Annotated in this window: 10 protein-coding genes; 6 read left to right on the top strand and 4 right to left on the bottom strand. The window is 46.5% G+C overall.

What is annotated here, in order from left to right; translation table 11 throughout:
* Window positions 1-21 precede the first annotated feature (21 nt).
* A complete protein-coding gene (locus tag ATB76_RS20730; protein ID WP_042603908.1) occupies window positions 22-831 on the top strand; it encodes a MetQ/NlpA family lipoprotein in 810 nt (269 codons plus the stop codon).
* An 87-nt stretch (window positions 832-918) separates the two neighbouring features.
* Here the strand turns inward: ATB76_RS20730 and ATB76_RS20725 are convergent, their stop codons facing one another.
* The 4 genes from ATB76_RS20725 to syd all read right to left on the bottom strand — a co-directional run bounded on the left by ATB76_RS20725 (window position 919) and on the right by syd (window position 6,037).
* Window positions 919-2,109 (bottom strand): YibE/F family protein, encoded by a 1,191-nt coding sequence (locus ATB76_RS20725; protein WP_061036068.1) that lies wholly within the window; start codon window positions 2,107-2,109, stop codon window positions 919-921.
* Window positions 2,110-2,199: 90 nt separating this feature from the next.
* Entirely contained in the window at window positions 2,200-4,395 is a 2,196-nt protein-coding gene (locus ATB76_RS20720) for a 5'-nucleotidase C-terminal domain-containing protein (RefSeq protein WP_061036067.1), read from the bottom strand.
* A gap of 317 nt (window positions 4,396-4,712) precedes the next feature.
* Window positions 4,713-5,489 carry a Zn-ribbon-containing protein gene (locus ATB76_RS20715; RefSeq protein WP_038865405.1) on the bottom strand — a complete coding sequence of 259 codons (777 nt, stop codon included), beginning with the start codon at window positions 5,487-5,489 and terminating at the stop codon, window positions 4,713-4,715.
* Window positions 5,490-5,491: 2 nt separating this feature from the next.
* The gene (syd, locus tag ATB76_RS20710; RefSeq protein ID WP_061036066.1) at window positions 5,492-6,037 is read right to left on the bottom strand and encodes a SecY-interacting protein; all 546 of its coding nucleotides are present in this window, start codon (window positions 6,035-6,037) and stop codon (window positions 5,492-5,494) included.
* A 107-nt stretch (window positions 6,038-6,144) separates the two neighbouring features.
* Between syd and queF the strand changes: the two genes are divergently transcribed.
* The 5 genes from queF to xni all read left to right on the top strand — a co-directional run bounded on the left by queF (window position 6,145) and on the right by xni (window position 13,533).
* Window positions 6,145-6,990: an NADPH-dependent 7-cyano-7-deazaguanine reductase QueF gene (gene queF / locus ATB76_RS20705; protein WP_061036065.1), complete on the top strand. Its 846-nt coding sequence runs from the start codon at window positions 6,145-6,147 to the stop codon at window positions 6,988-6,990.
* 160 nt (window positions 6,991-7,150) lie between these two features.
* Complete coding sequence (locus ATB76_RS20700; protein ID WP_038865409.1) at window positions 7,151-9,433, top strand: hypothetical protein; 2,283 nt, start codon at window positions 7,151-7,153, stop codon at window positions 9,431-9,433.
* Between the two features lie 98 nt (window positions 9,434-9,531).
* Window positions 9,532-11,097, top strand: coding sequence for a GGDEF domain-containing protein (locus ATB76_RS20695; protein WP_038875579.1), 1,566 nt, complete (start codon window positions 9,532-9,534; stop codon window positions 11,095-11,097).
* Window positions 11,098-11,315: 218 nt separating this feature from the next.
* On the top strand, window positions 11,316-12,692 hold the full coding sequence (gene ppnN / locus ATB76_RS20690) for a nucleotide 5'-monophosphate nucleosidase PpnN (RefSeq protein WP_038865411.1): 1,377 nt from the start codon (window positions 11,316-11,318) through the stop codon (window positions 12,690-12,692).
* A gap of 58 nt (window positions 12,693-12,750) precedes the next feature.
* Complete coding sequence (xni, locus tag ATB76_RS20685; RefSeq protein WP_038865412.1) at window positions 12,751-13,533, top strand: flap endonuclease Xni; 783 nt, start codon at window positions 12,751-12,753, stop codon at window positions 13,531-13,533.
* Window positions 13,534-13,586: the final 53 nt, after the last annotated feature.

Here is a 13,586-nt window from a genome sequence, read left to right as displayed (position 1 = left end):
ACCAATTATAAGGAGATAAAGATGAAATTTAGCCTTAAGAGTCTTTTGACTGTAGCCACTGCCGCTTCTGCACTTGTTCTAGCAGGTTGTGGTGATAAAGAAGTCGACGCAAACAAAGTAAAAGTTGGCGTAATGGCGGGCGCAGAGGCTCAAGTTGCTGAAGTAGCAGCAAAAGTTGCGAAAGAGAAATACAACTTGGATGTTGAGTTGGTGACGTTCACTGATTACGTTACACCAAACGCTGCGCTAGATGATGGCTCAATCGACGCAAACGCGTTCCAACACAAGCCATACCTAGACCAGCAAGTAACTGACCGTGGCTACAAGCTAGTAACGGCTGGTAACTCTTTCGTATACCCAATTGCGGGTTACTCTAAGCAAGTTAAATCGGTTGATGAGATCGAAGATGGCGCTCGTATCGCAGTACCAAACGATCCAACAAACCTTGGTCGTTCTCTTCTACTTCTTGAACAACAAGGTCTGATAGAACTGCGTGATGGCGTTGGTCTACAAGCAACAGTACGTGACATCGTTGGTAACCCGAAAAACATCACTATCGTGGAGCTAGATGCAGCACAACTTCCACGTTCTCTTGATGACGTAGCGGTTTCTATCATCAACACGACTTACGCAAGCTCAATCGACCTAACACCTGAGCGTGATGGTATCTTCGTAGAAGACAAAGAGTCTCCATACGTAAACCTAATCGTTGCTCGTGAAGACAATGTTCAAGCCGCTAACGTACAAAACTTCGTGAAAGCATACCAAACTGATGAAGTTTACGAAGCAGCGAAAGACATCTTCAAAGGTGGCGTAGTTAAAGGTTGGTAATCCCCTCTTTCTACAACACTTGAAACTTAAAAAGGGCGCTCATCGGAGCGCCCTTTTTGCATTTGTTTTCATTGCGGTTTTATATCGTTAAAACAGCTGAATTTCGTCTTGCTCAACCTTCTTTTTCTCCTGTTCTGGCTGCGTATCCACTTGCGGATGTTTAAACACATAAGGCGCTAAAAATGCAGTAAAAGGGATAGTAAGCACAATGCCTACACTGCCCGCTAACGCATTCACCACCGCAAGTCCCACCAGCGGCATGTTCATAAACTGGCTCGCTGGCATGTTAAGCCCCCACACCATCATGATGGTCGTCAATGAGCCGCCAGCAAACGCCAAGATCAAGGTGTTAGTCATGGTTCCCATGATGTCTCGACCAATGTTCATCGATGCTCTAACCAACTGCTTTGGCTTGAGTTTCGGATCAGTTTGTTGCAGCTCCGCGTACGCCGATGCAATCGAAATCGCAACGTCCATAACAGCGCCAAGCGCAGCAACGACAATCGTCACGAACATCAACCAGCGAATGCCCATCTTCACCGACGTTAGATAAATAACGTCTTCGCCTTTGTCGAGGTAAATGCCCGACAAGTGCGCCATTTCACCAAACCACTGCGCCATTACACCTGCGGCGATCACGCCCAATAACGTGCCGCCCATGGCACATAAACTCTTACGGTTATAGCCAGAAACGAGAATAAAGCTGACCACGATGATCACCACCATCAATAAGATGCTGACCAACATCGGATTCCAACCCGCAAAAATACTCGGCACCAACACGCCAACGATCAAGGCAGCAGTGAAATAAAGAGCAACCATTGAGTTGATGCCCTCTTTCTTGCCAAAGCTCAGCAGCAGCGCGCAAAACAGCGCAAGCATCAGGTAAATCGCGTCTGATCGTTTGTGGTTATACGCCCAATAGACGGTGCCATTGGTGGTTTCACGAATCATCATGATGAAGGTATCGCCTTCACTGACATACACGTTGTGCTGGCGACTAAGAGGATTGGTGACTTCCACCTCTAAACCTTCACTCTCTCCCTCAAGGATTTTTGCCATGAAGACTTGCTTACCTGTCATCACATCCGGCACGAGCGGATCTGGCGCAACATGGTTTGAGATCGAACGCGTGACGGTCGCTTCAACAAACTCTTGTTGCTGACGAGATTTAGGACGGAAATCTTCACTCCACGAAGAAGAAAACTGGAAGATAAGCGTGGAGATAAGGGTAATCAGTAGGGTGAAACCCCATCGGTTATAGATTCTTTTGATCATGAAGCACTCTTCTACATCACTCACTAAACGGGCTTTGCCTCTAGTGAGTAAAATTAGGCGCAGTAAAGATTACCGCGCCCACATGCAGGATTAATGAGTTGGGTTACAACCTGCGACTTTCTCATCAAGGGTCGCCGCGTCTTTGTTAGGGTTATCAAAGTAGCTCGACGAATCATTGATGTTCACAGACTTAACAATCGCTGGGTACTTTGGGTTTTCCAAGTCAATCGAGACACAGATTTCCATGTTCTTCAATTGATCCCACAGCGCTTTGCCTTCGCCCCCACGCAGTGTCGTGATATCACCACTTGGTAGATATTGAGTGAATGACCAGTTACCCACGCTGCCACTGAAATCTGCCACGTTGATACCTTTGTTCTCTTCAACATACTCCGTCAGCATGTCGCGAATTGCGTACACTTGTTCATTCACTGAGTCATAGAACACATCGTCTTTGCTCGCCCAACCAAACTTCTGGATTTGCGAACCAAAGCGGTAGCTGTTCATCGCCACTTTGTAAGTCGCATTTGGATCGAACTGCTCGCCACCAATGCTGGTGATATTCACGCGGCTACCTTCATTCGTTACGGCGTTGTTTTCATCCAACTCTAACGACGGTTTGCTTAGATCCACAGTGAACTCGATGTCACCATCAAATTGGTCGTATAGGTAAGCTGGCGCGCCTTTCTTAAACGACACCGTGATGTCACCCGGTTGATACTGGTTGAAGTAAGAGTATGACCACTCAATGAAGCGTTTTAGGTTCGCACCTGTCATCTCAACGCCAAGTAAGGTGTTGTCGTACTTGTACAAGTTGGTCGATTTACCTTTGGTGTACACTTCACCATCGATCAGGTTAGATTGATCAGAGAACAACGACGCAGCAGACACAACCGCACCATTACCTTCACCGACAGCATCTTCGATTTTCTGCATTTGGATTTGGTTAATCACGTCCATCAACGGTGTATCAACGACTTTCGCAAGGTGAATCGTCGAGTACAGACGCTCCGCGGTGTAGTTGTAATCCGTCGCTGTCGCTTCATCTGGGAAGCCAGTTGCGCTTGGTGTGAAGTCACCCGTTACACGACCAAGCTCACGAGTTGCGTCTTCAACCGAGATATCATGCACGTATTGGAATTTCGCTTGCAGCGCTTGCTCTTGTTCCACTTTCTTCGTACCGATGTTGGTCAATGTGGTGTCTTCCATTGTCCACTTATCATCAACTTTCTTCAGTTGAATCTCAGCTTTCGCAAGGTAAGCCCCCCACTTGCCCGGCTCAATGATTTTGACGCTTTGCACGCGGTTGTCTTGGTTGTATTCACCAGACTTGGTTTTGTCTTCAATCAACGTATTTTCACCGCCGATTTCTGATGTTGATTTGCTGATTGGGGTAACCGTGCCATCAGCATTCACTTGCTCGATGTAGTTCGCGTGTTCGTGACCCGCTAAGATGACATCGAATTTATCCGCCATTGCTGACGCGATTTCGTAAACACCCACACCACCATCTTCTTGGCGACCAAGGTGAAGTGCACCAACAATCACGTCTGGATTGTATTTAGACACCAGTTGGTCAACCGCTTCTTTAGTGGCATCCAATTCGTTCTCAAACTTCAAACCCTTGAAGTGATCCGGCGCAGACGCTTCCCAGTTCGGGACGTTCGATGGCGTTAGACCAACGATCGCCACTTTCACGCCTTCCACTTCAAACATTTGGAACGCACGAATGTAGTTCACATCGTTGCTTTCCCATTTGATGTTTGAAGACAGTACCGCACCATTAAAATGATCGAGGTTGCGATCGACAAACGAACGCTCAAAGTTGAATTCATGGTTGCCAGGTACCCAAACATCAAAACCAAGAGAGTTCATACTCTCGACTACTGGATGAGTTGGATCATCGTTGAATAGCTGCGCGGAGTTGCCCTGAACCGTATCACCGATATCAATCAGGATCATATTTGGGTGCGCCGCTTTTTGGTCAGCAAGCAGAGTCGCAATTCGCGTAATACCAGCGTCGTCATCTTCCGCATTCAATGCATAGTCAAAACCGAATAAACGACCATGTAGGTCAGATGTCGCCGCAATAGCGATGGTGACTTCATCCGCTTGTGTCGCTTCACCTTTCACAACCACATCAGGCGTGTTAGTCAGTGTTTTGCCTTCTGCGACTACAGGGCTGTAGTCCGATGGAACTTCTACGTATTTCGTATCGTCGTCATTACAGCCAGCCATCAGGCCGACAACAGCAATACAGACGAGGCTTCGTTTAAATAATGTCATCACAATTCCTTCCAGATTATTTTTTTATATATATTTTCGGAAGGGGCCCTCTTCCCAAAACCTTAAAAAGGATATGGATGTTATTTTAATTTTTTGAGAAGCAAACGTTTCAATGCTTATAAAGCATGCAACTAAGTTACATTTTTCTTTGAATATGAACAAAGATCACAATCAAGGGGGTGAGAGGAATGGTCAGTGAAAATGCTTTTTGAATCAATATATTGATAAAATCAATAATAGATAATTTTACTGATCAGGTTTGATTCATTTATATCGATAGAAAAAAGCTGGCATAGACGCCAGCTTTAAAGAATAGACTACTTGATGTGGTCCCAAGAGATGTTGGAGACAATTCGGCAATCGTCACACTTAAAGTAGAAAATGTCGTGCAGCGGTTCGTCGAGTAACCAGTCACCACCACATTTTGGACACTTGCGCGCTTTTTCCGCTTCAAGTGACTCACCACCGACGCGGTATTGGTAGTAGTACGTTGGAATCTTGGTGATGTATTCAATACGGCCACGCAAATCCCAACCACGGCGGAACAACACACTGTCTGAGTCGCAAATTTCATGCAGCGCAGCGTGTTCAGCGCGGCAACCACCCGCCATTTGGATTTCATCACACGCTTGCCATTCGGTTTGCCATTTCACCACCGCTTTATGGTCACCATTCAGTGTTGCCCCATTACGGTAAAGTGGAATTGGCAACAGCGTCTCACCACTGCGCAGTGGAGAGCAGGTATGCACGTAAGTGGTGTAAAGTACTTGCCAACTTGGAGTCTCTTCTTCAGCCGCTTCTTCTGAATTCAAATCACGACCCAACATGCGCATTTTCGGCGCAAGCAACGACGCTTCCGACAAACGATTCATGCACACTTTGACGAAATCAGAATGGTAGCGAGGATGCAAACTGTCTTGCTCTGGGCAAACGACGCGAACATAAAACTCGCCATCACCCATTACGATAGGAAATTCACGACCCAGAACTTGTCCGTTGTAACGCAGTGCGTCCATCAGACCATTAATCGCTTTATCTACGGCGCTTACGGTAGTGTTATCAAAACACTCAAACTGCAACTCAACAACGTACATGCTTACACCGCTGCCTCAAGTTTGCTTAGAAACTCGGTCAGTGTTTCAGCCAATACGTCACGTTTATCAGAACCCAAGCGCTCAAGAATCACATTACCCGTTAAGTTACAGATTGAAATCACATCCAGCTCGGCATCAGTCGCTGCAATAAATACCGTCGGCTTTAGTTTTAAACGACGCTGAGTCACCAGGTGACCAAGAATGTTCTCTTGCAGACGAGTAAAGTCATCGTCACTCCAAACTTGCAGCAGTGTCAGTTCATTGCCTTGCCAAGTCGCGTCCATATCAGCACTGTATTGCGAACCATAGAAAAGCTTAATGTCTTCATGCAACGTCAATTCAATTGCATTCTCAACGTTGGTGAAGTCTGCCATCTCATCACGTGGAACCGATTTCCACAAAACGACCTCATCGCGTTTCTCTTCTACACATGGAGAAACAAGATCAGCAAGCTCTTCACTGCGTGGCAGTTCGTTGTGTTTGTCTTGCCAAGCTTGTTGGTAGCGCAGGCTAAAATCCTGTAGAGCCTGAGGAACGGTTTGGGTCATGAAGGTCTCCTGGTTTGTTTTTATCAGGTTGCGGTATCTGCCGGATGGCAATTAATCAGCGGATTCAGTAAAATTCTCGCCATTCTAATCGAAAACGACCACAAAGTATGAGCAAATATTCTGACGCTAAAGAGCTTGCTGGCCTGACTCTGGGTAAAAAGACCGAGTACGCAAACCAATACGACGCGAGCTTGCTGCAACCTGTTCCTCGCAGCTTAAACCGTGACGACCTTGAACTTGGCGACAGCCTCCCGTTTATGGGCCACGACATTTGGACGCTGTACGAGCTATCTTGGCTAAACAGCAAAGGCTTGCCTCAAGTTGCGGTTGGCGAAGTGTACATTCCAGCAACCAGCGCAAACTTGATTGAGTCAAAGTCGTTCAAACTATACTTAAACAGCTACAACCAAACGCGTTTCGCTACTTGGGAAGAAGTGACTGAGCGTTTGACGCAAGACCTATCGGCATGCGCAGGTGAGCAAGTACTTGTGGAAGTAAACCCAGTAACTTATTACACCAACCAACCTATCGTGACGATGGAAGGCGAGTGTATTGACGCTCAAGACATCGAAATCACCAGCTACGATTTTGATGCTGCACTGCTTGAAGGAGCTGCTGGTGATGAGCAAGTAGAAGAAATTCTTCACAGCCATCTACTAAAATCGAACTGTTTGATCACCAACCAACCAGACTGGGGCAGCGTAGAAATTCGCTACCAAGGCGCCAAGCTTGATCGTGAGAAGTTGCTTCGTTACCTCGTTTCATTCCGTGAGCACAACGAGTTCCACGAGCAATGTGTTGAGCGCATTTTCACTGACTTGATGAAGTACTGCCAGCCAACAAAACTGACGGTATTTGCACGTTACACACGTCGTGGTGGTTTGGATATCAACCCTTACCGTTCAACGGAACAAGACAAGCCCGCGCACAATAACCGCATGGCGCGTCAGTAATCTGAGTAGAGAATCAAAAGTGCTTGAGTTCCACACTCAAAAACTAATTGTTTAAATACTCAAAAACGCTCAGCTATCTGTTGGATTGCTGGGCGTTTTTCTCTACTATTGTTTATTCAAAAATACGTAATTTACGACACAGTTCGAGGGAACGAAAAGGATGTTTTGGGACAGTTCGCGTCTATTTAGGCTGATTGGCTTTCTTTGCTTATTACTAGCACAGCCACTTCACGCGACCATTTTATCTTCCGCTTTACTTAATGAAGCTCAACAACTTGCTGAGATTGAGCCTTCACAAGCCAAACAAGCGGCCAAAAACTACCTATTGCAACGCGAGCTGACAGAGCGTCAAGAGAACGGAAGCCCGTCTGCTATGTCTCGTGAAGAGACCGATCGCAGTATCCGCACGCCAAGCAGTACCATCGAAGCACACAAGATCATCGCCCAAGCCGATTACACCATGGGGAACATTCGTTCTGCGATCAATAACCTTGATGAAGCCGAACGTCTTGCCAAAGAATACCAATTGCCATACATGAATCTGGACGTGCAGCTCATGCGCAACCAAATGATTTGGATGTATGACAAAAACTACGCAGCCGCAGAAGAAAAACTCGATCAAATCGAAAAACAGATTGAAGACGCCAACCCTGTATTGCAACGCACCGACAGCGTGCATTATCGCTTGGTGATGCAGCGTGCGCTACTGGCAGCAAACAGTGGTGATAGCGTTAACGCCGACCGTTTATACGCACAAGCTAAAACCATGCTGAAAGATAACCGCTCGGACCTGATTTTAATTGATTACCACACCGCCGTAGGCGAATTTTATCTCAATGATAAAAAGTACAACCTCGCCCTTTCTGAACTGCTGTACGGCTATTGGCAGTCAATCGAGAGCGACAGCGGTGCACGCTTAGCAAAAGTAAATCGTTTATTGGCGCGCCTGTTTCAAGAACGCCGCGTGTATGACAAAGCGATCGAGTACCTCTCTCAGGCCGCAGACTTTTACGATAGCTACCCAAGCTCACCGATTTTGGCCGACGTGCTAGAGCAAATGGGTGACATCTATTTCTACCAAGGCAAATTTAATCTAGCTTTAGTGCACTACTTCAACGTACTGGATCATGACAGCACAAGTAAGAATATCAACCGCATTATCAAGATCCGTTTGAGCTTAGCGGCAACCTATCTCCAGCTTTATAACTACGCATTAGCAGAGCAGTACCTTGACCGCTCTATGGATTTGCTTGCATACGCAGACCTACCACAACTAGAAGCGAAAGCGGCATTACTGCAATCGGGATTGGCTTACCACCAAAATGAAAGTAAAAATGTCATAAATAATGCGAAAAAAGCACTCGACCTGATCGAGAAGGCACCGGACGATACAGGCTTTATCAAACAGCAGTCTTACCGCCTACTGGGCTTGGGGTATGAGCAAGCAGGCGAATACCAACTGTCGTTACAAGCCTACAAAAAGTACACCAGTCTTGTGCGATTAGAGCAAAAGCAACTTAACCAAATCAGTGAGGATGCCTTTCGCCAGCAAAAAGAGTTTGCCGAACAAAGCATTCATTATGTCGGCCAAGCGGACAAGCTTGCACAAGTTGAGATGGAACATCGCAAGTTCCAAAAGATTTCATTCGCCCTGTTCATTACTGTCCTGGTGATGTTCTTATTCATCATGCGTCGTGGTGTGATCATGCAGCGTCAAACATCACAAATCGACAAGCTACGTAATGATCTCTTCACCCACTCGCGTTCGCGTCTACGTAACTTACGTATGTTGAACGTGAAACTGTCGCGTTCGTTGAAGAAATCGAGCGATACGTTTGAACAATGGCAAATGGGCGAACTGATCCACGAACCCCTCAACGACCGCCTACGCTTTGTGATGATCGACTTACCATTCTTACGAAGTATGTACGTACAACACGGCTACAAAGCTGGTTTGGAACTAGAGCGGGCTTTTGGTGAGTTCTTGGCAGAACGTATCCAGAAACCAACACGTTTGTACCACTTCTCAGATGCAAACTTACTGTACATCGAACCCAATGCTGATCGCGATGCTTCTGCGGAAGCCACATTCAACAAATTCCAAAGTTGGGTGGATGAGTTTGCGGCCAAACACCATGTGAATCGCACGATTCGTATGGGTATCAGTGATTACCCATTCTTGCCACGTGCCTACACCGCCATTAATGATGAAGAACTGCTCGACTTATTATTGCTCGCTACGCACATTGCCCGTGAGGTCAGCTTAAAAGATAAACACAGCCATTGGGTGTTCTTGAAGGCGATTGATAACGCGCCCGCCGCAAGCTTTGCAACCGGTAACATAAGAACCGCTTGCCAACATGCCATCAACCAAGGGCTAATAAAGATTCATTCTTCGTACAAGAATGAGGACGACATCAAAAAAATATTAAAAAACGGATAATTAACCAACGGTTGAGCATAATCAGTGATGACGCTATAAAGTTTTTTGTTATTATCAAATAATCGTCAGTAGTACATGGACTTAACCGTAGTCACTTCATGGGAATCTTGGAATCCGATATTCAGTCGCAGCTTCATCAGCTGAGTTGTCAACTTGACCAACTCAGGCTGACTCATCGTGATACTTCGCTCAAATTTAAACGTGAGCAGCAAGTTCTGAAGCGAGTTGTGGCATCATTGTCTTCTGCTTGTCAGGGTTCAAACTCTCAAGTAACCAACTACCTGCTCGAAATTCAGCAAGAACTCGAACATCAAAAAGATGTCAGCGCGCTGATCCCTCGTTTAGCAGTGCTAGAAAGAATGCTCAAACAGCAGTCTAAGGCGATGGAAAAACAAAACGGCTATCTCGACGAACAAATCAAACACAGTGGTGAGACGCTTCAGCGCATCACAGGTTTGCCTGCGCAGCTAAAACGCGAACTGCGAAATCTCATGAGCTTTTCTGAAGTTCATGCGGGTAAAAAAGTTGACCAAGCAACCAAGCTACTGAGCATTTATGAGCGTGCGCTCAAGATCATCACATCCAACTCACGCCTTAACCTTGGCGAGCTAGAAAACGGGCCAGATAAATCACAACTGGAATGTTTAGCCAGCGACCTCCAGCACACGATTACCGAGCTCGACTTTGAAGGCGAATCGGGTGATCAATTGTTGGATATCCGTGCCAAACTGCTTTTGGGTGTGAACGCTGAGTCACTGATTGAGCTGACGTTAAATACGCTTAAACTGGTCGTCGAAGCCACTAAGTACGAGCGTAAATCATCAGAACAGTTCCTAGAGCAACTCAATACTTCGCTTTCAAGCAATCTGAAAACCGTTCATCAGAACGTCGATCAGCATCAAACCTACTTCGAACATCGCCAAGAATTGAATTCAGAGATGACTACCTTGGTGGAACGCAGCCAAGAATCTCTGGAACATGCACAAGATCTCGAAGAGTTGAAAGGTGAAGTATCACCATTGCTGGCCAAGATGGCCTCTTTGACTGAGCGCTTAAGAATGACCGAAGAGCGCGAACAAGCCCTTCAAGAACGCTTAAGCTACAGCAAAAACCAGCTTGAAGCCGTCTTTGAATCAACGCAAGATTATCGTCGTCGCTTGGAAGATCAAGCACAGCGCATGCTGCTAGACCCATTGACCAAGGTATATAACCGCGCGGCTTTTAATGATCGTTTAGAGTTAGAATATCGTCGTTGGATTCGCTCACAACAAAACCTTCGTGTTGTACTGTTTGATGTCGATAACTTCAAAGCCGTTAACGACAGCTATGGCTACACTGCTGGCGACAAAGCATTGAAGATTATTGCTCGCACCATGAGCAAGCGCATCGCCGATACCGAAACCGTCGCTCGATTTGGCGGTGAAGAGTTCATCATGCTTATCCCTGAGCAATCGGAAGAATACACGCTTGAATTGATGAAGCACATTCAGCGTGATATCAGTAAGTTGCCATTCAAGTTCCGCGAACAAAACATCATGATTACGCTGACGGCGGTTTCCACTTCCTTCAAAGAAGCAGACAACCCTGAGTACGTCTTAGATCGTCTTGGTAACATGCTAAGAGATGCCAAGCAGCGTGGTAACAGTCAGGTGAACTGGAACTAAAAAGCGTTCAAAAAACAACCAAACAAACGCTTTTTACGTGCTGTTTTGTCATATTGCCTCAAATTTTCAACGAGTTATCACGTTTCTCCCTGATCAGTCTGCTAAGCTGTTTAAACGCTATAAAACAAAGTCTGCCAACCACTGAGTAAAACGATACGTATAAACTGACAGGTGAGTTGGTTTCTTCCCTCAAAAGAATGCATTAGCAAGGAGGCCTTATGATTACCCATATAAGCCCCGCAGGTAGCATGGATTTGCTATCCCAACTGGAAGTTGAACGTCTTAAGAAAACCGCATCGAGTGAGTTATACCAACTCTATCGTAACTGCACGCTCGCGGTCCTCAACTCCGGCAGCCACACCGATAACTCAAAAGAGCTATTAGACAAATACCTTTCATTCGATGTGAACGTGGTTAGACGTGAGCGCGGCATCAAGCTTGAATTGGCAAATCCGCCTGAGCATGCATTTGTCGATGGCGAAATCATTAAAGGTATTCAAGAGCATCTATTCTCTGTTCTACGTGACATCGTGTACGTGAACATGCACTTGGCGGACAACCAACGCCTTAATCTCACCAATGCTACGCACATTACCAACCTTGTATTTGGCATTCTGCGCAATGCGGGCGCCCTAACTCCGGGCATCGAGCCAAATCTTGTCGTGTGTTGGGGTGGCCACTCAATCAATGCAACCGAATACCAATACACTCGCGAAGTAGGTAACGAGCTTGGACTTCGTGAGCTGAACATCTGTACAGGCTGTGGCCCTGGTGCAATGGAAGGACCAATGAAAGGGGCAGCGATTGGTCACGCCAAACAGCGTTACACTGAGCAGCGCTACCTTGGTTTGACAGAGCCTTCAATCATTGCTGCAGAGCCACCAAACCCTATCGTGAATGAACTGGTGATCATGCCAGACATCGAGAAGCGTCTCGAAGCCTTTGTACGTATGGCGCACGGCATAGTGATCTTCCCTGGTGGTCCGGGTACGGCAGAAGAGTTGCTGTACATCTTGGGCATCATGATGCACCCAGATAACGCCGACCAACCAATGCCAATCGTGCTAACGGGTCCAAAAGAAAGCGAAGCTTACTTCCGCTCAATCGATGCTTTCATTGCAGATACGCTGGGTGAAGAAGGCCAGAAACACTATCAAATCGTTATTGATGATCCGGCCGAAGTCGCTCGTATCATGAAGCGTTCGATGGAAGATGTTCGTCAACACCGCAAAGAAAAAGGCGATGCCTACAGCTTTAACTGGTCAATGAAGATCGAACCAGAATTCCAATTGCCTTTTGAGCCAACTCACGATGCGATGGCAAGCCTAGATTTGCACTTGAACCAACAACCACAGGTACTGGCTGCGAGCTTACGTCAGGCTTTCTCTGGCATTGTTGCGGGTAACGTAAAAGCAGAAGGCATTCAAGAAATCGAACGTCATGGTCCATTTACCATCAACGGCGATCCCGTGCTAATGAAGAAGCTGGATAAGTTACTGAAAGACTTTGTTGAACAACACCGCATGAAACTACCAGGCGGAACGGCCTATGAGCCATGTTACCGAATTGCCCATCAGGAAAATGGTGGTCGATAGATAACTCAGCTTTGGTTACACTAGGGGCATTACGCCCCTTTTTTATTGCTAAGTCATTATGTCTATTCATCTTGTTATTATTGATGCCCTAAACCTGATTCGTCGCGTGCACTCTGCACAACCCGATCCGACCGACATAGCAAGAACTATCACGACGACAGGACGAACGCTAACTCGCATCCTTTCTGAAGCTCAACCTACGCACATCATCGCGGTGTTTGATCATCATGAACAAGATAGAGGCTGGCGCGCTGAAATTCTTCCGAACTACAAGCAAAATCGTAAGCCTATGCCAGAGCCGCTAATGCAGGGATTGGATGCCATCCAACAAGCTTGGTGGGAAGAAGGCATTGATTCACTATTGTCTGAAGGCGATGAGGCCGATGATTTAGTCGCAACACTGGCAACTAAAGTGGCGAGCCACGGCGAAAAGGTCACGATTGTCTCGACCGATAAAGGCTACTGCCAACTGCTCTCCCCGACTCTTCAGATCCGAGATTACTTCCAACACCGTTGGCTAGATGAACCGTTTATCGAAAAAGAGTTTGGCGTAAAACCATCTCAGCTCGCGGATTATTGGGGTTTGACAGGAATCAGCTCAAGCCAAGTTCCGGGTATTCCGGGTGTTGGCCCTAAAGCAGCCAAAGAGATCTTAACTCAATTCGAAGACATTGAAGCCGCTTACGCTAGCGAAGAACTGGTACCGAAATATCGTAAGAAGTTTGATGAACATATTGAGTCGGCACGCTTATGTAAACGCGTAGCAGCACTTAAATGCGATATTGAACTAGGTTTCAACCTACAAGACATTCGCTTTACCGGACCAAACAAAGCGGAATAGCAATCGACTTCAAACACTAAAAAAGCGCCTATTGCCGGCGCTTTTTTGCTTCT

Source organism: Vibrio sp. MOR3 (assembly GCF_001557775.1).
Classification (GTDB): Bacteria; Pseudomonadota; Gammaproteobacteria; order Enterobacterales; family Vibrionaceae; genus Vibrio; species Vibrio jasicida.
The sequence above is the reverse complement of the archived record's forward strand: the minus strand, read 5'-3'. Positions and strand labels throughout refer to the sequence as shown.